This window comes from Nocardiopsis sp. NPDC058789, assembly GCF_042745575.1.
In the GTDB taxonomy this organism is placed as follows: Bacteria; Actinomycetota; Actinomycetes; order Streptosporangiales; family Streptosporangiaceae; genus Nocardiopsis; species Nocardiopsis eucommiae.
The window spans coordinates 71433-90549 of sequence record NZ_JBHYOW010000006.1 but is presented as its reverse complement, the minus strand read 5'-3'; the positions used below and the strand labels follow the sequence as shown (position 1 = coordinate 90549).

Annotated in this window: 18 protein-coding genes; 11 read left to right on the top strand and 7 right to left on the bottom strand. The window is 70.8% G+C overall.

Translation table 11 applies throughout. From position 1 onward, the window contains the following. The first annotated feature begins 16 nt into the window (after positions 1-16). The 5 genes from ACFW3L_RS10035 to ACFW3L_RS10015 all read left to right on the top strand — a co-directional run bounded on the left by ACFW3L_RS10035 (position 17) and on the right by ACFW3L_RS10015 (position 4118). Positions 17-496: a flavodoxin family protein gene (locus tag ACFW3L_RS10035; RefSeq protein ID WP_378738476.1), complete on the top strand. Its 480-nt coding sequence runs from the start codon at positions 17-19 to the stop codon at positions 494-496. A gap of 229 nt (positions 497-725) precedes the next feature. Next, a complete protein-coding gene (locus ACFW3L_RS10030; protein WP_378738474.1) occupies positions 726-1448 on the top strand; it encodes a response regulator in 723 nt (240 codons plus the stop codon). 170 nt (positions 1449-1618) lie between these two features. Further along, the gene (locus ACFW3L_RS10025) at positions 1619-2179 is read left to right on the top strand and encodes a TetR/AcrR family transcriptional regulator (protein ID WP_378738471.1); all 561 of its coding nucleotides are present in this window, start codon (positions 1619-1621) and stop codon (positions 2177-2179) included. A gap of 128 nt (positions 2180-2307) precedes the next feature. Then, entirely contained in the window at positions 2308-3270 is a 963-nt protein-coding gene (locus tag ACFW3L_RS10020) for an ATP-binding cassette domain-containing protein (protein ID WP_378738469.1), read from the top strand. Continuing rightward, positions 3267-4118, top strand: a complete 852-nt coding sequence (locus tag ACFW3L_RS10015) for an ABC transporter permease (protein ID WP_378738466.1) — start codon at positions 3267-3269, stop codon at positions 4116-4118. The genes ACFW3L_RS10020 and ACFW3L_RS10015 overlap by 4 nt, the downstream gene beginning before the upstream one ends. A gap of 128 nt (positions 4119-4246) precedes the next feature. Here ACFW3L_RS10015 and ACFW3L_RS10010 read toward each other — a convergent pair whose 3' ends face one another. Together ACFW3L_RS10010 and ACFW3L_RS10005 are read right to left on the bottom strand one after the other, a co-directional pair. Next, a complete protein-coding gene (locus tag ACFW3L_RS10010; protein ID WP_378738464.1) occupies positions 4247-4891 on the bottom strand; it encodes a dihydrofolate reductase family protein in 645 nt (214 codons plus the stop codon). Positions 4892-5055: 164 nt separating this feature from the next. Continuing rightward, a complete protein-coding gene (locus ACFW3L_RS10005) occupies positions 5056-6243 on the bottom strand; it encodes a DUF418 domain-containing protein (protein ID WP_378738462.1) in 1188 nt (395 codons plus the stop codon). Positions 6244-6364: 121 nt separating this feature from the next. Here ACFW3L_RS10005 and ACFW3L_RS10000 point away from each other — a divergent pair, with 121 nt between their 5' ends. After that, entirely contained in the window at positions 6365-7654 is a 1290-nt protein-coding gene (locus tag ACFW3L_RS10000) for a sensor histidine kinase (RefSeq protein ID WP_378738460.1), read from the top strand. Continuing rightward, positions 7651-8340 (top strand): response regulator, encoded by a 690-nt coding sequence (locus ACFW3L_RS09995; protein WP_378738458.1) that lies wholly within the window; start codon positions 7651-7653, stop codon positions 8338-8340. The genes ACFW3L_RS10000 and ACFW3L_RS09995 overlap by 4 nt, the downstream gene beginning before the upstream one ends. Before the next feature lie 30 nt (positions 8341-8370). On the opposite strand, the gene ACFW3L_RS09990 is transcribed toward ACFW3L_RS09995, so the two are convergent. Then, entirely contained in the window at positions 8371-8733 is a 363-nt protein-coding gene (locus ACFW3L_RS09990; RefSeq protein WP_378738456.1) for an ArsR/SmtB family transcription factor, read from the bottom strand. A gap of 138 nt (positions 8734-8871) precedes the next feature. Between ACFW3L_RS09990 and ACFW3L_RS09985 the strand changes: the two genes are divergently transcribed. Both ACFW3L_RS09985 and ACFW3L_RS09980 read left to right on the top strand, forming a co-directional pair. Further along, positions 8872-9981, top strand: coding sequence for an NADH:flavin oxidoreductase/NADH oxidase (locus tag ACFW3L_RS09985; protein WP_378738454.1), 1110 nt, complete (start codon positions 8872-8874; stop codon positions 9979-9981). Between the two features lie 540 nt (positions 9982-10521). Further along, positions 10522-11496, top strand: coding sequence for an AraC family transcriptional regulator (locus ACFW3L_RS09980; protein WP_378738452.1), 975 nt, complete (start codon positions 10522-10524; stop codon positions 11494-11496). Positions 11497-11595: 99 nt separating this feature from the next. On the opposite strand, the gene ACFW3L_RS09975 is transcribed toward ACFW3L_RS09980, so the two are convergent. After that, on the bottom strand, positions 11596-11829 hold the full coding sequence (locus tag ACFW3L_RS09975; RefSeq protein WP_378738450.1) for a DUF397 domain-containing protein: 234 nt from the start codon (positions 11827-11829) through the stop codon (positions 11596-11598). Positions 11830-12251: 422 nt separating this feature from the next. On the opposite strand from ACFW3L_RS09975, the gene ACFW3L_RS09970 reads away from it, so the two are divergent. Both ACFW3L_RS09970 and ACFW3L_RS09965 read left to right on the top strand, forming a co-directional pair. Continuing rightward, entirely contained in the window at positions 12252-13700 is a 1449-nt protein-coding gene (locus tag ACFW3L_RS09970; protein ID WP_378738448.1) for a gamma-aminobutyraldehyde dehydrogenase, read from the top strand. A gap of 108 nt (positions 13701-13808) precedes the next feature. Continuing rightward, positions 13809-15230 (top strand): NAD(P)/FAD-dependent oxidoreductase, encoded by a 1422-nt coding sequence (locus ACFW3L_RS09965; RefSeq protein WP_378738446.1) that lies wholly within the window; start codon positions 13809-13811, stop codon positions 15228-15230. Positions 15231-15761: 531 nt separating this feature from the next. Here the strand turns inward: ACFW3L_RS09965 and ACFW3L_RS09960 are convergent. The 3 genes from ACFW3L_RS09960 to ACFW3L_RS09950 form a co-directional block, all read right to left on the bottom strand. Further along, entirely contained in the window at positions 15762-16820 is a 1059-nt protein-coding gene (locus ACFW3L_RS09960; RefSeq protein ID WP_378738444.1) for a DUF6924 domain-containing protein, read from the bottom strand. 479 nt (positions 16821-17299) lie between these two features. Continuing rightward, positions 17300-17791, bottom strand: a complete 492-nt coding sequence (locus ACFW3L_RS09955) for a peptidase inhibitor family I36 protein (protein ID WP_378738442.1) — start codon at positions 17789-17791, stop codon at positions 17300-17302. A 132-nt stretch (positions 17792-17923) separates the two neighbouring features. Continuing rightward, positions 17924-18895, bottom strand: coding sequence for a helix-turn-helix domain-containing protein (locus tag ACFW3L_RS09950; protein ID WP_378738440.1), 972 nt, complete (start codon positions 18893-18895; stop codon positions 17924-17926). Positions 18896-19117 lie beyond the last annotated feature (222 nt).

The following is a 19117-nucleotide window of genomic DNA, read 5'->3' as shown; positions in this document are numbered from 1 at the left end:
GCCTAATGTGGGGGGCATGGCACGACTGCTCATCGTTCACCACACGGTCTCACCCGCCACCAGGGAACTGCTGGACGCGGTGCTCGACGGCGCCCGTACAGACGATATCGAAGGCGTACGAGTGCAGGTCAAGGCAGCACTCTCCGCGAACGCCGCGGACCTGCTCGAAGCCGACGCGGTGGTACTCGGTACCCCCGCCAACATCGGTTACATGTCCGGCGCCCTCAAGCACTTCTTCGACACCGTGTACTACCCGGTGCAGGTCGACACGCAGGGGCTTCCGTACGCACTGTACGTCCACGGTGACAACGACACCTCCGGGGCGGTCCGCGCGGTGGAGTCGATCGCCAAGGGCATGGGGTGGCACCGGCACCGGCCGCCGGTCGCCGTCACGGGCCGTCCGGACGCGGGCGTCCGGGAGGCCTGCTGGGAGCTGGGGGCGGTGACGGCGCTGGCCGCCCTGGAGCACGCCGGAGAGGGCGGGGGAGGAGAGTAGGCGCACGTCGCCCTCGTTCTCCGCCGATCGCGGGGGATCGCCGTCCGTGCCCGGAGACGGCCGAGAATTCCAAGCACATACCGTTCTCTGATCACTTATGGGACAGTGTAGAGAGCCTCGCTGAGGGAGGATTCGCTGGTGAACTCCCCCATTGTCCGGATTCTCGGAACCGCCGTCAGCGAGCCGATCCGGAAACCCGGTATTTCGGTTATGCGCAATAGGAGTTCTGGTGAGTCCCCACCCCCTGTCACCCGCTCGGCTGAACTACGCCTCGGAGGAGGTGGTGGCACCGGCGGCCCCGATCAGGGTCCTCGTGGTGGACGACCACGCGCTCTTCCGCAGGGGGCTGGTTTCGGTCCTCAACGACGAGGCCGACATCGACGTGGTCAGTGAGGCCGCCGACGGCGACGAGGCGGTGGTGCTCGCCACCGAACTACGGCCCGACGTGGTGCTGATGGACGTCATGATGCCCAACTCCACGGGGATCGAGGCCTGCCCGAGGATTCGCGCGGCCGTGCCCGAGGTCAAGTTCGTCATGCTCACCATGAGCGAGGACGAGGCGGACCTCTTCGAGGCGCTCAAGGCGGGGGCCACGGGCTACCTGCTCAAGGAGATCGCCGTCACCGACATCGCGCGCGCCGTTCGGGCGATCGCCGAGGGGCGGTCTTTCATCAACCCCTCCATGGCGATCAAGCTGATCAGCGAGTTCGCCGGACTGGCCAAGCAGGAGCGCACGCCCAAGGCCGCCCCCGCCATTCCGGAGCTCACCCCGCGTGAGACCGAGGTGCTCAAACTGCTGGCCCGTTCGTTGAACAACAGGGAGATCGGTGAGCGCCTCTTCATCACGGAGAACACCGTGAAGAACCACGTCCGGAACATCCTGGAGAAACTCCAGGTCCATTCCCGGACGGAGGCCGCCATCTACGCCGTGCGCGCCGAGTACCTGGGTTAGCGCGCCTTCCCGGGCGACGGCGCGCGCCCGGTTCCCCCCGGACGAGATCCACCCCCCTCTCCACGTGTGAGGGGGGTTACGACACGTCGGCCCCGTTCTCTACCTACCGGTAGGTAGAGTGGTCGTGTGGCAACCGCGACGCACCCGAACGGCACCCCAGGGGGAGCACGATGAGCACCGACACCAGAGAACGCGCCATGAGCGTCTACGCCGCCCACTTCGCCGCCCACGGCTACCGGGGGACCTCCCTGGAGGCCGTCGCCCGTGAGGTGGGGGTCCGAAAACCCACGCTCTACCACCACTTCCCCGGAGGCAAGGAGACCCTCCACCAGCAGGTGGCGCTGGCCTTCATCGAACGCCGAGGCCGGGCCCTGGCCCGGGCCCTGGCCACCGAGGGCGAGCTGGCCGCCGTGCTGGAGGCCGTCATCACCGAGGCGGTGGCCGACCCCACCGGGGCCGACACCTCCTTCGACCAGTACCTGTTCGACTCCCTGGACCAGCTGGAGGCGGACGTGCGCACCACGCTGCGCACCGCCTACGTCTCCGCGCTCCTGGACCCGCTCACCGAGTACCTGCGCGGCGCGGTGGCCGCCGGCGCACTGGCCGACCGGGACCCGGCCCTGCTGTGCAACGCCTTCCTGCACCTGGCCCGGGCGGTGGACCTGAGCGGCACCGAACCGGGCGCGCGCGTGCTGGTCGAGCTCTTCCTCGACGGCGCCGGGCCCGCCTGACCCCGGCGCGTACCGCGCGCCCGCCCCCGCCCCACCACCGGCACACTCCACCACCACACCAGCGGCACACCCCGTCTCGGCCACACGGGGCCGAGGCGCGGCTCGTGCTGCGCGAAAGCGAGGACACCATGAGCGTCACTGCTCCCCCCTGGGCCATCGAGACCCACGGCCTGACCCGAGCCTTCGGGACCACCACGGCGGTCGAGGGCCTGGACCTGCGGGTCCGGGCCGGTACCGTCTTCGGGCTGCTCGGCCCCAACGGTGCGGGCAAGACCACCACCGTGCGCATGCTCACCACCCACCTGACACCCACCGGCGGCACCGCGCGGGTGCTCGGCCTGGACGTGGTGGCCCAGGCCCGGCGGGTGCGCACCCTGATCGGCGTCACCGGACAGGAGAGCGGACTGGACGAGGAGGTGGACGGCCGCACCGGCCTGACCCTGCTGGCCCGCCTGAGCGGACACCGCCGGGTGGTGGCCCGTGACCGTGTCGAACGCCTGCTGGAGGTGTTCGACCTGACGGAGGCCGCGGGCCGGGCGGTGCGCACCTACTCCGGCGGTATGCGGCGTCGGCTCGACATCGCCGCGAGCCTGCTCGGCTCGCCCCGGCTGCTGTTCCTGGACGAGCCCACCACCGGACTCGACCCGCGCAGCCGCGACCAGGTCTGGCGCATGGTGCGCTCCCTGGCCGAGCAGGGCACCACGGTGCTGTTGACCACCCAGTACCTGGCCGAGGCCGACCAGCTGGCCGACCGGGTCGCGGTCATCGGTCGGGGCCGTGTCCTGGCCGAGGGCGCCCCCGCCCGGCTGCGCGCCGACCACGGACGGCCCCGCCTGCGGCTGCGACTGGAGGAGCGCGGCCACCTCGACACGGCCCGACGGGTGCTGGCCGAGCACGCCGACCACCCCGAGCTCCGGGACGGGGACACCCTCACCGCGACCCTGGCCGGGGAGGATCCGGTCGCCCGCTCCGGCGCCCGGGTCCTGGACGCCCTGGCCCGGGCCGGGGTGCGGGTGGGCTCCTTCGGTGTGCAGCCGCCCGAGCTGGACGAGGTGTTCCTGTCCCTGACGGAGAACGGGGAGGCCGCGTGAACGCCGAGACGACCGAGTACGCACCGAACACCGGGGAGGAACGCATGGACCGCACCGAGGCGCTTGGAGAACTGATGGCGCGTCCGGCGCCCACACGGCCCACGGCGGTGCGCTCCGCCGCCCTGCTGGGCGGCCGGGCCCTGTCCCACCTGCGGCGGGAACCCGTCCAGCTCATCGACGTGACCATCTTTCCCGTGCTGATGATGGTGATGTTCACCTACCTGCTGGGCGGGGCGATCTCCGGTTCCACCGACACCTACCTGTCGTTCCTGCTGCCGGGGATGATGGTGATGAGCGTCGTGCTGTGCACCGCGGCCGGGGGTGTGCGGCTCAACACCGACATCGAGCGGGGGGTGTTCGACCGGCTGCGCACGTTGGTGGTCTGGCGCCCGGCCCCTCTGGTGGGATCGCTGGCGGGTGACGTGGTGCGGTACGTGTTGGCGGCGGCGAGCGTGCTGGGCGCCGGTCTGCTGCTGGGGTACCGGCCCCAGGGCGGGGTGGGGGGAACGCTGGCGGCGGTGGCGCTGCTGGTGCTCTTCGCCGTGTGCCTGACGTGGGTCTGGTTGCTGGTGGGGTTGGTGGCGCGTTCCGCGTCGTCGGTGACGGCGGCCAGCACACTGCTGTTCCCGTTGGCGTTCCTGGGCGACGTGTTCGTTCCGGCCCGGACCCTGCCCGACTGGCTGCGGGTGGTGGTCGAGGTCAACCCGGTGGCGCACCTGGCGCGTGCGGTGCGCGACCTCATGGCGGGGACCGGGGTGACCTCCTCGGTGGTGTGGACCCTGGTGTGCGCGCTGGTGCTGGTGGTGGTGTTCGTGCCCTGGACCCTGGCCGTGTACCGGCGGCGGTGAGCCGCCCCGGGACGGAGGGCGGGGCCCGGAAGCGGTGCGCCCGGTTCCGGTCCCCGTCCAGGGGCGGTCCGGCGGCCGCGCCGCGTCCGCCCTCACCGGATCGGAGCCGTCGGCGGGGCGGGCGGTCGCTACGGCCGGGTGAAGGTCATGTGCGTGACCCCGCTGGGGCTGGTCACGGACTCGGTCTCGAACCGCCCCTCCAGCCCTTCGAGCCCGTCCCACAGGCGCTCGCCGCGGCCCAGGACGATCGGGACGACGGCGACGTGCAGGTGATCGACGAGGTCCGCGGCGAGGAACTCGCGGACCGTGGTCGGTCCGCCGCCGATGCGCACGTCCAGGTCGCCCGCGGCCTCGCGTGCCTGCCGGAGCGCGTCCCGTGGTGTGGCGTCGATGAAGTGGAAGGTGGTGCCGCCCTCCATCTCCAGCGAGGGGCGGGGGTGGTGGGTCAGAACGAAGACCGGTGTGTGGAAGGGCGGGTTCGGTCCCCACCAGCCCTCCCAGTCGTCGTCCTCCCAGGGGCCGCGCTGGGCCCCGAACTTGTTGCGGCCCATGATCTCCGCTCCGATGCCGACGGCCCAGGTCCCGGCGATGGCGTCGTCGACGCCGGTGCTTCCGCCCGGGTTGCCCTGCATCCGTTGGAAGGTCCTGGTCGGGAAGAACCACTGGTGGAGTCGCGAACCGGCGTGGCCGAACGGGGTGTCGAGACCCTGCCCCTCACCGGTGGCGAATCCGTCGACGGAGACGGAGAAGTTGTGGACCCTCACACGGGACATGGCAGAGACTCCCACCCTCGAAGCGATGTGGCGGTGAACTGCGGTCACTCACCAGTGAGCCTGGACTCCGCGACCACGGAATGCAATCACCGGCGCCGCCGGTACCCGAACCGATGGGTGGAGGCCGGGGCTCCCCCGGCCCTCTGACACGGTTCCGCTCCACGTCACCCGCGCGCCTCCGGACGCCCCTCCTCGACCGCGGACGGCCCGGAGACGGGTCTCCGCTCGGGCACCAGCGCCAGGATCCGCGCCTGGAACGTCTCCATCGGCCCTCGTGGGAACCGTGAGAGCCACAGGCGCGCCCCCACCACCAGCACCAGACTGATCACCGCCCAGGCGGCCACCATCCAGCCCGCGTGCTCGGCCAGGTGACCCATGCCGAGCCCCCATGAGTAGAAGATCAGTGAGGCCAGCAGGTTCTGGAGGAGGTAGCAGCTCAGCGCGGTCCTGCCCACGGCGGTCAGTGAGGCGGTCACGTGCCCGGGGCGCCGTACCCGGTCCATCACCATTCCCACCACCCCCACGTACCCCAGCATCAGCACCATGGCGAAGGCGTTGCGCCCGGCCATGCCGAGGTCCCCGGGGAAGGCGGCGGCCAGCGCGTTGAGGGGCAGGCCCAGCCCCAGGCCCCAGACCGCCATCCGGTACCGGATGGTGCGGCCGAGCGGGTCGTCCCCGAACGCTCCGGCACGGTACAGGCGCACCCCCAGCAGGAAGAGGAACACCATCATGGGTAGGGCGATGACGATCTCCGTGCGGGTGAGGAGGAAGCTCGTCGCCCTGTCGAGGACCTGCTCCGAGTAGCTCCCCTCGCGGTACAGCCGGTCCCACTCGATCTGTTCCGGGGTCAGCCGGGGATCGCGTTCGACGGGGAGGAGCAGGCTCATGGCCGCTGTCACCCCTCCGACGAAGGCGAGGTGCAGGCCCAGGGCCGTCCACATCACCGCGGTGCGCGTCCGTTCGGACAGGCCCAGGAGGTAGACGACCACCAGCGCCGTCACTGCGTAGCCCATGAGAACGTCCCAAGCGAAGAGGAGGACGACGTGCAGGGCTCCTTCCACGAGCAGGAGGAGGGCCCGCGAGGGCTGTGTGCCCGGCCAGGACCGGCCGCCCTCCTTCGCGGCCCGGTACTGGATGGCCAGGCCCACGCCGAACAGCAGGGTGAGCATCGCGTAGAACTTGCCGCTGAGGAACAGGGTACGCAGGCCCTCGGCGACGGGTCCGTAGTCAACCGATCCAGGGTGGCCGAAGAGCCAGATGTTCATGCCGAGTGTGCCGAGGATGGCGATCCCGCGCAGAACGTCCAGGAGCGGCAGTCGCCCTGATCCGCGTGGTCTGGTGTTGGTGTCCATGAGCGCATGGTTCCGAGGAGGGGGTCGCCACGGCATCCGCCGAAGGGCATAGGAGCCCGGTCCCTTCCCGTATGCCTTTCGGCGGACGTGGTCCCGCCGCGCCGTGCTCCACCATGGTCGGATGAACGCGGCGAGGGTGGGCGAGGCGGTCGCTCGGTGGCGGTGGCGATGGCTGCCCGCCCCGGTGCGCGACACGATGTTGGCGTTACTGGTGGGACTGCTGGCGGTACGGATACCCCCGGTCGACCCCGATGCCGAGACGGGGTGGGTACCGTGCGCCGTCGTGCTGGTCGCCTGCGCGCCGTTGGTGCTGCGGCGGCGGTTTCCAGTGACCGTCGCGCTGGTCACCGGCGTGCTCGTGTTCCTCGCGTACGCGGCCGTGGGCTACGACGGTTCACTCCTCGCGGCCGTGGTCGCCGTCGGGTCGGCCGCACACCGGCGTCCCGGTACGGTGCCGCTGCTGGCCGTGGCGTCGGTCGTGTGGTGGTTCGCCTACCAGGTGGTCGTCTTCCCCGGAACCAACACGTTGGTCGCATGGTCGGGGGACCCCTCTGATCCCGCCGTGACCGTGGTCGGTGCCGGGCTGGACTTCGTCCTGTGGACACTGCCCGCCTTCGTACCCCTCCTGGCCGGGTACGTGTGGCGGCTGCGGGTCGACCGCGCCGAGGGCCTCCGGCGCGCCGTACGCGACTCCTTCGAGCGTGAACGGCTGCGTGAGCGGGAGCGGCTGGTCCGTGAGGTGCACGACGTCGCCGGACACCACCTGAGCGCGATTCGCCTGCTGGCGGTGGGTGGTCGCCAGGCGCTGGAGGGCCGGGATCCGGAGGCGGTCGCCGTGCTCGGGTCGGTCGCGGAGCTGTCCGGCCGCGCGGTGCGGGAGGTGCGCGAACTGTTGGAGGCGTTGCGCGAGGACAGGCTGACCGGGGCGGTGCCGGGGGCCGGGATCGCCGACCTTCCGTCCCTGACGGCGGTGTTGGAGGGGACGGGGGTGCTGGTGGATCTGGTCATACCGGAGGGAGCCGGGGACGGCCTTTCCGAGAGAGCCGGGGCGGACGTGTACAGGATCGTCCAGGAGTCCCTGGGCAACGTGCTGCGGCACTCGTCGGCACGACGGGTCCGGGTGCGCCTGACGCGGACGGCGGCCACGCTCACGGTCACGGTGGAGGACGACGGAGGGCGCGGGCCGGTGGGCGCCGGGGCTGAGGAGCCCGGAGGGAACGGTCTGGCGGGGATGCGACGTCGCGCCGAGGAGCTGGGCGGCGTCCTGGAGGCGGGAGAGCGGCCGGGGCTGGGCTGGCGGGTGCGGGCCGTGATTCCCGTGGAGGGCGCACGCCCGCGGGCGGTGGCCGGAGTCGGGGCGGCGGGGAACGGACGGGACGCGGAGCCGGGGGCGGGGGCGGGGGAGCGATGATCCGCTTGTTGGTCGCGGACGACCAGCCAGCCGCACGCGAGGGGTTGCGGCTGCTGTTCGGCCCGGTCGAGGACGTGGACGTGGTGGGGGCGGCCGCGAACGGTCGGGAGCTGGTGTCGATGGCGCGGCTCCTTGGGCCGGACGTCGTGCTCACCGACATCCGCATGCCCGGAACGGACGGAGTCGCGGCGGCCCGGGAGCTGTCGAAGCTCTCGCCCGCGCCGCCGACGGTCATGCTGACCACCTTCGACACCGACGAGTACCTGTTCGGGGCGCTCCAGGCGGGGGCGGTGGGATTCCTGCTCAAGGAGAGCGACCCGGAGCTCTACGTGGAGGCGGTGCGGGCGGCGGCGTCCGGGCAGGGGGTGATCGATCCCAAGGTGACTCCGCGACTGGTGGACCGGTTCGCCAGGACCTCGCCGCGCACGCCTCCAAGGTTGCTGGAGGACCTGACAACCCGTGAACGGGAGGTGCTGGTGCTGGTGGCCCGGGGACACAGCAACGCCCGGATCGCGGGGGAGCTGGGGATCACCCTCGGCACGGCCAAGGTCCACGTGGCCCGGATCCTCACCAAGTTGGGGGTGGAGAGCCGGGTGCAGGCGGCTGTCTACGCCTATCGCCACGGCCTGACCACCTGGGCGGACGGTGAGGCCGTGAGTCGCCCGCCCGACACGGGTCACGCCTGAGCCCCGAGCGTCGTCCCGGCGGGTCACCGATCAGACGGTTCGGCCGGGCACCGTCGCGTCCATGCTCCGAGCGAGGAGCACGGCCGACAGCAGGCCGGGGAAACGCTCCTCCAGGTCGTCGGTACGCAGGCGACTCATGCGGGAGGTGCCCTCGTAGTGCTGGCGGATGACGCCGGACTCGCGCAGGACCCGGAAGTGGTGGGTCGAGGTGGACTTGCTCACCGGGAGCTCGAAGGCGATGCAGGCCATGTCGTCGTGGCCCTGGGACAGGTCGTGGACGATGCGGAGCCGGATCGGGTCGGACAGCGCGCTGAGCACGTCCTCCAGGCGGATCTGGTCGGTCCCCGGGTGCTCCAACTGTCGCCCCTGGGCGGCGCGGGCGGCCCTGGCCATGATTCCGACCCCCTTCCGTTCGGCTCGTGTCTCAATGTACGAACACCGTCGTAGTTTGACAAGCGGCGTAGTACGACTTGTACCGTACAAAGGTCGGTCGCCGCCGACACCCGAGAGCGCCTATGCGAAGGAACGCCTGTGAGCACCCTGTTCACCCCGCTGAAGCTGCGAGGACTGGAGATCCCCAACCGCGCGTGGATGTCCCCCATGTGCATGTACTCCGCACGGTCCGAGGGCCCCGAGGCCGGGGTGCCGACCGACTTCCACCTGGCTCACCTGGCCGACCGTGCGGCGGGCGGCCTCGGGCTGGTCATGGTCGAGGCGACCGCCGTGCGCCCGGAGGGGCGGATCAGCCCCTGGGACCTGGGCCTGTGGAACGACCGGCAACAGGAGGCGTTCGCGCGGATCACCGCCGCCGTCCGCGCCCACGGCTCGGTGCCCGCCATCCAGCTCGCACACGCCGGTCGCAAGGCCTCCGTCGACAAGCCCTGGCTCGGCAACCGTCCCGTGGCCCCCGCCGACGGCGGATGGGCCACGGTCGGGCCCAGCGCCGAACCGTTCCACGACCACCCCGCTCCCACGGAGCTCACCGTCGAGGAGATCGGCCAGCTCGTGCGCGACTTCGCCACGGCGGCCGAGCGCTCCCTCGCCGCCGGGTTCGAGGTCGTGGAGGTGCACGGAGCCCACGGCTACCTGCTCAACTCGTTCCTCTCCCCGGCGGCCAACCGCCGCACCGACGTCTACGGGGGCACCCTCGAGAACCGGATGCGGTTCCCGCTGGAGGTCGTCGAGGCCGTGCGGGCGGTCTGGCCCGAACACCTGCCCGTGCTGTTCCGTACCTCCGCGACGGACTGGATCTCCGAGAACACCGAGGACACGCGCGAAGGATGGACCGTCGAGGACACGGTGCGCCTGGCCAAGGAACTCCAGACCCGGGGCGTCGACCTGCTCGACGTGTCCACCGGCGGCATGGTCCACGACGCGCCCATTCCCGCCGCTCCCGACTACCAGGTGCCCTTCGCGGAGCGGGTGCGCCAGGAGACCGGCCTGCCCACCGCGGCGGTCGGTCTGATCCTGGAGCCCGCGCAGGCGGAGGCGATCGTGGCCTCGGGCCGCGCCGACGCCGTGTTCCTGGGGCGCCAGCTCCTGCGCGAGCCCTACTGGGCCCACCGCGCGGCCGAGGAACTGGGCGCCGAGTCCCGCTGGCCCGTCCAGTACGGCTACGCCGTCGCCCGCCGTTCGAAGTAGGACCGACCAGGGCTCGGTCCAGGAGAGTCGAAGAGGGAACCTTCGCGGGGGCGAGGGTTCCCTCTCTCGTTGTCTGGCTCGGGCGAGACGCGGGAGCGCCCCAGCTCCGACGGGAGAGGGAGGGGGTCGGGGGCGGCGACGATGGGGAGGGGCCTCGAGCCCCGGTGTGCCGAGTCCACTCTGAGTCAAGCGCTGTTCATTCCACGTCATTGATCTCGCCAGGGCCTTCTTGTCAGAATCAGGGAACTCCTGATCCCGACTCATTTCGGATGAGACGAAGGTCAGTCGGCATTTCCGAAGGACGGGAAGGACCGCCTTGTTCGCGAAAAGGAAGGACCTGAGGCAGGAGTTCGATCCCTCTCCGCGTTCCGGGGAGAACGCCTGAAGAGCGGGTGCTCTCCCCGGCGCGGAGAGGCTGGCGGGCGGCGGATCGACCGTGGATCGGTGACCAACCTCGAAACCGTGGCAGTCGAACAGCACTGGTGACCATGGTCGGCCCGGCCTAGAATAGGCCGGGCGCGGGCGTGGGTCGAAGGGGCGATGATGATCGAGAGCAGATTCGATACCACCGACGTCACCCCGGAAGATCGCTTCGACTACTGGCGGGAAGCGATCGAGAAGACACACGCGCCCATCTCCATCACCAGCGACCACACCGAGGATTTCCTGGGTCGGCAGCATCTGATGATGCTGGATGGAATCCTCGTGTGGCCCACGGTCTTTCAGCCCGTCGTCTTCGAGCGCTCCGCCAAGCAGATCCGCGCCTCCGATCCGGAGTGCTACCACCTCAGTCTGGTGCGAAGCGGCCGACTCGAAGTGGACTCACAGGGGAAGGCGAGTGATGTCCGAAGGCAGGAGATCAGCGTCGTGGACACCTCCCGGCCCTTCCGGATCCGGTCGGCCTGGGGCCTCTCCAAACAGGTGGGTATCGGCATCGAGATACCCAAAGCGGCGCTCGACCTTCCCGTCGATGAAATGGACGAGCTCATCGGAAGGAAGATGACCGCGCGGAAGGGGTACGGTGCACTCCTTCTCGGGTTCGTCTCGCAGCTCTCCAAAGACGCGTCCTGCTACGGTCCCCACGATGGCCAGCGCCTCGCTGCCGTTACACGTGATCTCATCTCCGGCCTCTTCTCCCAGTCGCTTCAGGCGGATGATGGGCTGTCCCACGAAACTCGTGAGAACCTTCTCGCGCTTCGTGTCGAGGAATTCATCAGATCCCGACTGGGTGACGCACGGCTGACTCCACAGGTGGTGGCCCAGGCCAACAGCATCTCGACGTCGTACCTGCATCGCATCTTCCGCGCCAGAGGTGTGACGGTCAACGCCTGGATTCGCGAGCAGCGATTGGCGGGGGCGCGCCGTGACCTGATGAATCCGGACCTGGGTTCCGTGCTGATCTACCGGGTCTCCCAGAAATGGGGGTTCTCCAGCCCCGCGGTGTTCAGCCGCGCGTACCGAGACTTCTACGGCGTCTCCCCTCGCGAGACGAAGGAGGGGGTCGGAGCTCTCTGAGCAATTCCAGAGCCGGAGACCTGGTCGTGCGACGAGGCCTTTCCGAGGACGGGGAGGGAACCTTCGCGGGGGCGGAGGTTCCCCTTCCGAGCCCTCGGGTCAGGCGAGGCGGAGGAACGCGGCCCATTCGGCGGAGGAGAAGGCCAGGGTGCTGAGCGCCCTGTTCCGGGTGTCACGCACGGCGGCGCCGCTGGGCGGGTCCGTGACCTCGGCGCGGTGGTCACCGCAAACGCCGTGCGTGGCCCTCCGGAAGTGCGCGACCTCGACACACTCCCGCGCGGTGTTGCTGTAGGAGGACTTGCGGAAGGTGAGTGGTGGGGCCTGGGGGTACATGGCGGGAGCCTTCCGTGGGGAGAGGGGATCACTACCTGACTCATGCGCCGTCCTGCCCACGGTTACACCCCGGGTTCGGCGGAAAACGTCCCGTGCTCGTGACCAGGTGTGGCCACCGGGGCACCTGACCGCGCTCCAGTCAGACCCCCTCTGACCGGCCGGGGGTGAGAGGTCCGGCGTCGCGGCCTTGAGCCTCCTGCTGGGATCCCGGACCGGCGGCGCCACCGGGGGTCTCCGGTTCTCGTGCCCCCGTCAACAGAAACAGTCGGATCATCCCGGCCCTGTCAGGTATTCCGTCGAGTCGCTCACACTCGACAACCGAATCCATGGAGATTCCTTGAAGTCGCCTCGCGGGGGTGGCAGTGTGGCGTGCCAGTCCACACGCAGCCGCGCATCCGCGGCGCCGAACCCGGGGAGTCAGCGTGACCCGAGGGCCCGCAACCGACCACCTGCGCAACTTCGTGAACGGCGCACACGCCGACACCGCCGAGGGCCGCCGCAGCGAACTCGTCGACCCCGCCACGGGACGGGTCTTCGCCACCGCGCCGGTCTCCGGGCCCGAGGACGTGGACGCCGCCTTCCGGGCCGCGCACCGTGCCTTCGAGGACGGCTGGCGTGACTGGACCCCGGCCGAACGGCAGATCGCGCTCAACCGGTTCGCGGACGCCGTCGAGGCCCGCGCCGACGACCTCGTCGCCGCCGAGGTCCGCAACTGCGGCAAGCCCGTGGCTCTCACCCGCACCGAGGAGATCGGGCAGGTCCTGGACGCCCTGCGGTTCTTCGCCGGGGCCACCCGCAACCTGGAGGGCCGCGCCGCGGGCGAGTACCTGCGCGACCACACCTCCTGGATCCGCCGCGAACCCCTCGGCGTGGTCGGCCAGATCACCCCGTGGAACTACCCGATGGCCATGGCGGCCTGGAAGATCGGCCCGGCCCTGGCGGCCGGGAACACGATCGTGCTCAAACCCTCGGACACCACCCCGGTCTCCACGCTCCTGCTCGCGGAGATCGCCGCCGAGTTCCTGCCCGCCGGGGTGTTCAACGTGGTCTGCGGTGACCGCGACACCGGGCGCGCCCTCGTGGACCACCCGATCCCCGCGCTGATCTCCCTCACCGGCTCCACCCGGGCCGGGATGGAGGTCGCCCGGGCCGGTTCGCGCGACCTCAAACGCCTCCACCTCGAACTCGGCGGCAAGGCCCCGGTGATCGTCTTCGACGACGCCGACGTCGAACGCGCCGCCGAAGGCATCGCGGAGGCCGGGTTCTTCAACGCGGGCCAGGACTGCACCGCCGCCACGCGTGTCCTGGCGGCCCCCGGCATCCACGACGACCTCGCCGCCGCCCTCACCGAGCAGGCGCGCGGCACCGTCACCGCCGGACCCGACCACGCGGACGCCGCCTACGGCCCGCTCAACAACGCCGACCAGCTGGCCCGGGTCACCGGTTTCCTGGAGCGCACCCCCGACCACGCCGAGATCCTCACCGGCGGCTCACGGGTGGGCGAACAGGGGTTCTTCCACGCACCCACGGTCGTCTCCGGGCTGCGCCAGGGCGACGAACTGGTCACCGACGAGATCTTCGGCCCCGTGCTCACGGTCCAGCGCTTCACTGACGAGGACACCGCCGTGAGCTGGGCCAACGCCGTGGAGTACGGTCTGGCTTCCAGCGTGTGGACCCGCGACCACGCCCGCGCGCTGCGGGTCTCGCGCCGCCTCGACTTCGGCTGCGTGTGGATCAACACCCACATCCCCATCACCGCGGAGATGCCGCACGGCGGGTTCAAGCACTCCGGTTACGGCAAGGACCTCTCCACGTACTCGTTCGAGGAGTACACCCGGGTCAAGCACGTCATGAGCTACATCGGTCCCTGACGCGCCCCGCCCCACTGTCGCGCCACCGAGCGAACCCGCGGGGACCCCATGCTGGAGGGACCGGCCGCCGATCCCCGGGACCGGACGAACGACGAGAGAGTGAGAGCCTTGGCCGACACCACGCGCGACGCGGCGGCACGGGCCCTGGAGGGCGCTCGCCCCCGGGTCTTCTGGCTGGACCCGGAGGTTCCCGGGCACGAGGTTCCCGAACCCGCCCCGACGCTGGTCGGGGACGTGCACACCGATCTGGCCGTGGTCGGCGCCGGGTACGGAGGACTGTGGGCGGCGCTGGTCGCCAAGGAGCGCGACCCCGACCGCGACGTGGTCGTGGTGGAGGCCCGCTCCACCGGCTGGGCCGCGTCGGGGCGCAACGGCGGGTTCTGCGCCGCCAGCCTGACCCACGGGTACGAGAACGGTGCCGAGCGCTGGCCCGAGGAGATCGACGAACTCGAACGCCAGGGCAGGGCCAACCTCGACGCCATCGAGGAGACCGTCCGGCGGTACGGCATCGACTGCGAGTTCGAGCGCACGGGGGAGACCCTCGTGGCCACCGCGCCCTGGCAGGCCGAGGGGTTCGAGGAGGCCGCCGAGACGGTGCGGGCCCACGGGGGCACCGCGCACGTGTGGGACGCTGAGGAGACGCGGCGGCACATCGACTCTCCCACCTACGTGGGGGCGCTCCACGATCCGGACGGAGTGGCGATGCTGCACCCCGCCAAGCTCGCGTGGGGGCTACGCGCCGCCTGCGAGGGGCTGGGGGTGCGGTTCTTCGAGAACAGCCCGGTTCGCGCCATCGGCTCCGTTCCCGCGGGGCTGCGCCTGGAGACCCGGACCGGAAGCGTGCACGCGCCCAAGGTGGCCTGGTGCGGCGGGGCGTTCCCCGGTCCGCTGCGTCGACTCCGGCACCACCTCGCGCCGGTCTACGACTACGCGCTCATGACCGAGCCCCTCACCGGCGAGCAGCGGGCGGCGATCGGGTGGGAGGGGCGCCAGGGGGTCTCCGATTCCGCGAACCTCTTCCACTACTACCGGCTCACCGCGGACGACCGCGTCCTCTGGGGCGGCTACGACGTGGTCAACCACTCCGGGAGGGTGCGGCCCGAGTACGACCAGAGGCCGGAGACCTTCCAGAAGCTGGCCGAACACTTCCTGGAGACCTTCCCGCAGTTGCGCGGCATCCGGTTCGGGCACACGTGGGGCGGGGTGATCGACACGTGCAGCCGCTTCTCGGTGTTCTTCGGTGAGGCCTACGGCGGGCGGCTCGCCTACGCCGCCGGGTACACGGGCCTGGGTGTGGGCGCCACCCGGTTCGGCGCGCAGGTGGTGCTGGACCGGCTCGACGGGCTGGACACCGAGCGCACACGGCTGCGGATGGTCCGGGAGAAGCCGCTCCCGTTCCCGCCCGAGCCGGTCCGCTCGCTGGGCATCGAACTCACGCTGCGGGCGACGGCCGCCGCCGACCGCGACGGGGGACGGCGCAACCTGTGGCTGCGCGGCCTGGACTCCGTGGGCATGGGCTTCGACAGCTGACCGGGAAACCGGGCGACGGACGGTGACCGGTGGTGATCCGGGCACGCGCGTACACCGAGCCGGATACCGGGCCTTTCCGGCAAGGATCGGTAAGTTCGCGCCAAGGGTTGCCATGTGGGGCGATGCGGACGGCGTGGCGTGTGTGCCGCCCGCGTCGCCCGGGCGAGGATGGGCATCGGGCCGCAGGGGGTCGGCGCTGGTGGCCGGATCCCTCGCGCGGCCCTCCCACCTCCTCGGGACTCACCGCGTGGCCGCCCACTGGCCCAAGGTTCCAGGTCGCGCGGTGTCAGACGTGAACGGCGCCCGTACCCCCGGTACGGGCGCCGTTCACGTGCGGTCGTGGGGGAGCCACCCGGGCCGGAGCGGTCGCGAGTCGCCGTCGTCCGCTTCGTGGAGGCGGCCAGGCGGTGTCCGGTCACCGGCTCACCTGTGAGGTCCGACCCTCGGAGCTGGCGGTATCGGAGGCTCCCCGCACCGAGCGCACACGACCGGTAGGGTCGCCGGATCCCGCGACAGGTGTTGCCAGCCCGGTCACCAGCCCCGCCAGGACTTCCTCTCCTTCTCCGTCATGACCGCCGGCCCGTCCTGCGAGCCCTGATTCATCCAGTCCGAAATGTCGTTGTTGCCGACGAAGAGGTTGGCCGCCATGCTCCGCACCTTGTCCACGGACAGACGGAAGGACCAGCCGACGTTGTCCGCCAAGGGCACGACCAGGACGGTGGGGTCGGATCCGCTCATGGAGGCTCGGTCGGCGATCACCACCACCTCCTCGCCCGTCTCCTCTTCTTCGTCCTCGTTGGATCGGACGATTGCCATCACCTGTTCCGGTGTGGCCCCCGCGAAGGCCGGGTCGTCCACGACCTGCACGTAGGGGCTGTAGTCCTCGGGGGTCTCGATCCGGGGGTCGAGACGGTCCGCGTCCTCCGCGAGCGCGGCCCAGGCGCGGTCGTCGCCGAAGTCGGTGCGCACGAGCAGCCCCCAGTTGTTCTGGGTGATCACGGGCAGGGGCGCGGCGGGGGACTGGTAGAGGGGCGGAGAGTCAGCGGTCTCCAGGACATCGCCCATCACGTCGGCGCCGTCCAACCAGTCCTCGTAGGAGTCACCGGGATCGAGTTCGACCTCGGCGGAACCGCCGTCCTTGTGGTGATCCAGGGTGTCCTCGATGCTGGGGCGGTGCACGACCAGGTAGGTCATGGCCGCCTGGCGGGGCGTGACACGGAAACGGAAGAGGTCGTCATCGCTGGGAAGGAAGGCCGTGAGCGGGCGCAACTCGGGATCGCGGGTGGTGCCGGCGTCGGCGATCAGGACCAGGTCGGGACGCCAGGCGCTCTCGCCGTCCAGGGTCTGGGACACCTCCTCGGGAACGACGCCCCGCCAGTCGGGGCCCTGGGCCACGAGCAGGCGCCGGGGGATGGGCCCCTGCGCCCGGGGAAGGGGCTGCCCGGGGGCGGGGGCGACCATGCCGGGCAGTTCGCCCATACGGACGAGCACGTCGTTCCATGCGGGGTCGTCGCAGTCGCCACGGACCAGCAGGGCGCCGGGCACGTGCTCGGTCTCGTCCTCGGGCGGTGGAGGCAGGGTGGGGCGCATCAGGGGGTCTCTTCACGGTCGTGTCGTGTGGGTCGCTCCCTTGTACCAGGCCGGCCGGACAAAAACCGACACACCTCGGTCCCGGCTCGCTCGCCCCATGCCTCACGGCGAGCGTCACCGCGGGAGTCGGAGGCAGGAAGGAACCCCCGCGACCCGTGGCCGCGGGGGTTCGTGAGTCGGGGCCGTATCGACGGGAGCCGCCCCAGCGGCCGTGTTTCGACGATGCCCACCGGTTCCCGGCCGGGTGGAGTGGGGTCCGTCCTCCCCAGGTGTGAACCCGGCCGGGTGGTGTGGGCCGTCGCTCCACGGATCGCTTGGGCGTCCCGCCGTGTCCCCGAGACCAGTCGACGTCCAGTCGCTCTTCCGGGCTCATGAGGCCCGGTCCGTCGAGGCCAGGGCCGCCATGGGGGTGTTACCAGGGGTCGCCCCCACCGCGCGTGACCTGTGACCGCTGATCCGGTGGATCAGGCGATGAGCCCCTACAGGGCCGAGGCCGTGGCGTAGTACACCGAGGGAGCGCTGGATCCGGGCCCGTAGCTGGGGGAAACCGATCCCGTGCACTGTCGTCCCGAGTACAGCCCCAGCAGGGACCGGTTCGATCCGGTCTTCAGGGAGCGGGTGTTCATGGGGCCGATCAGGGTCCAGCAGCCAAGGGACACGTTGGTCGAGACCTTTCTCCCGGTGTAGTTGGTTCCACCCCACAGGCAGATCGAGTTACTGCTGCACGAGGTGTCCATCGCCTCCACTGATCCTGCCGGTGCGTCCCGAACGACCCCACCGTCAGAGAAGGTCGTCACCTTGGTCCCGCTCGACTCCACACGTTCGGCGACCACGCGGGGCTGAGGCGAGTCGACCTCGTGTGCCTGGGCGGGCGCTCCCATGAGGGTCAGGGGGATGGCCAGTGCGGCGGCGAGCACGCCGATCTTCGAGAGACCAGCGGTGAGGGCACGGGGGGAGGTGTGTCGGCGCATGAGCGGCCTTCCGGTCGGGGAACATCGGTCATCGCTGACGCTAGGCACCTCGCGGGACCGTGTCGACGAAGGTCAAGAAACCGTGCGCACCAGGTCAAGGAATCCACCGGCGTCCCGGCCCGGTGCACGGTCTCACCCGCTGGTGCGTCCGGGACGCACGTCCCTGGGGGAGACGCCGTAGACGTCGCGGAAGGTCCGGCTGAACACCGCGGCGCTGGAGAACCCCCACTTGCGCGCGATCAGGTAGACGGGAACGTGCGCCAGGGTCTCGTCGCCCAGGTCGTGGCGGGCCCGGGCCAGTCGCCGCTCGCGTATCCACGCGGTGACGGTGTCGCCCTGCTCCTGGAAGATCCGGTGCAGGTACCGGACCGAGACGTGGTGGGCGGAGGCCACCGCGAAGGGGGTCAGATCCGGATCGCCCAGCCGCTGGTCGATGAAGCGCTTGATTCTGAGGAGGAGAGTCTGTCTCCGCGTCTCCGGCGGCAGCAGGTCCTCGGCTTCCAGCGACTGGGCGAACATCCCGGAGAGCAGGTCGCACAGGACCGTGGAGAGGCGGTCGACATCGCTGGGACCGTGGAGAGTCGGGTCGTTCGCCAGCGTGCTGAGAAAGCTCTTCGTCAGCGCCCCGTAGCCGGAGGAGGCGGAGAACTTCGCTCCGGCGATCCGGCCCACCAGCTTCGAGGGGAGCGGCAGCCGTGCCCTGGGGACCTCCAAGCCGATCCCGTGCTGCTCCACGTGTCCACCGCACGCGCGGATGGAGAAGGGGGTGGACGAGTCGATGACGCTGATCTCGTTCGCTCCGACGTCGATCGACGTGCGGCCGAAACCGCCGTCCAGCCGACCGCGGAAGATCAGGGTCAGGTGGAGGTTCTCCGGGTCCGAGCCCCGGATGAGGGGTCGTGTCCTGGTGAAGACCACGGGTCGGAAGACGCTGGGCCAGAGCAGGACCCCGTTCAGGTCCAGGAGCCTCTGGTGGGCCTGGAAGGTGTCGGGCTCGTCGCTGCTGAGCACCAGGGGGGCGTGCGTCCTCGCCACGCACTCCTGCCAGTACCCGAGTCGCTCCGCCGGGGGGATGTCCCGTGTGTGGAACTCGGCTTGGATCACCTGGGGCTCCTTGTGGGGGATGACGTCGGGGCTCGTTCTGCCCCGTCCTGCCGTGGCCGCGCCGGTACCGGTGTCCCTCCGCTCCCGTCCAGGGCGGAGGCCGGGGGCCACCCCTCGATTCTGTCGTCGTCCCGCTCGTCCCCCGTCACCGGGTGCGGCGCGGGCTCGGGGATCCCGAGGAACGGGAAGGACCCCGGTCCCTGTCGGACGGGGGTCCGCTAC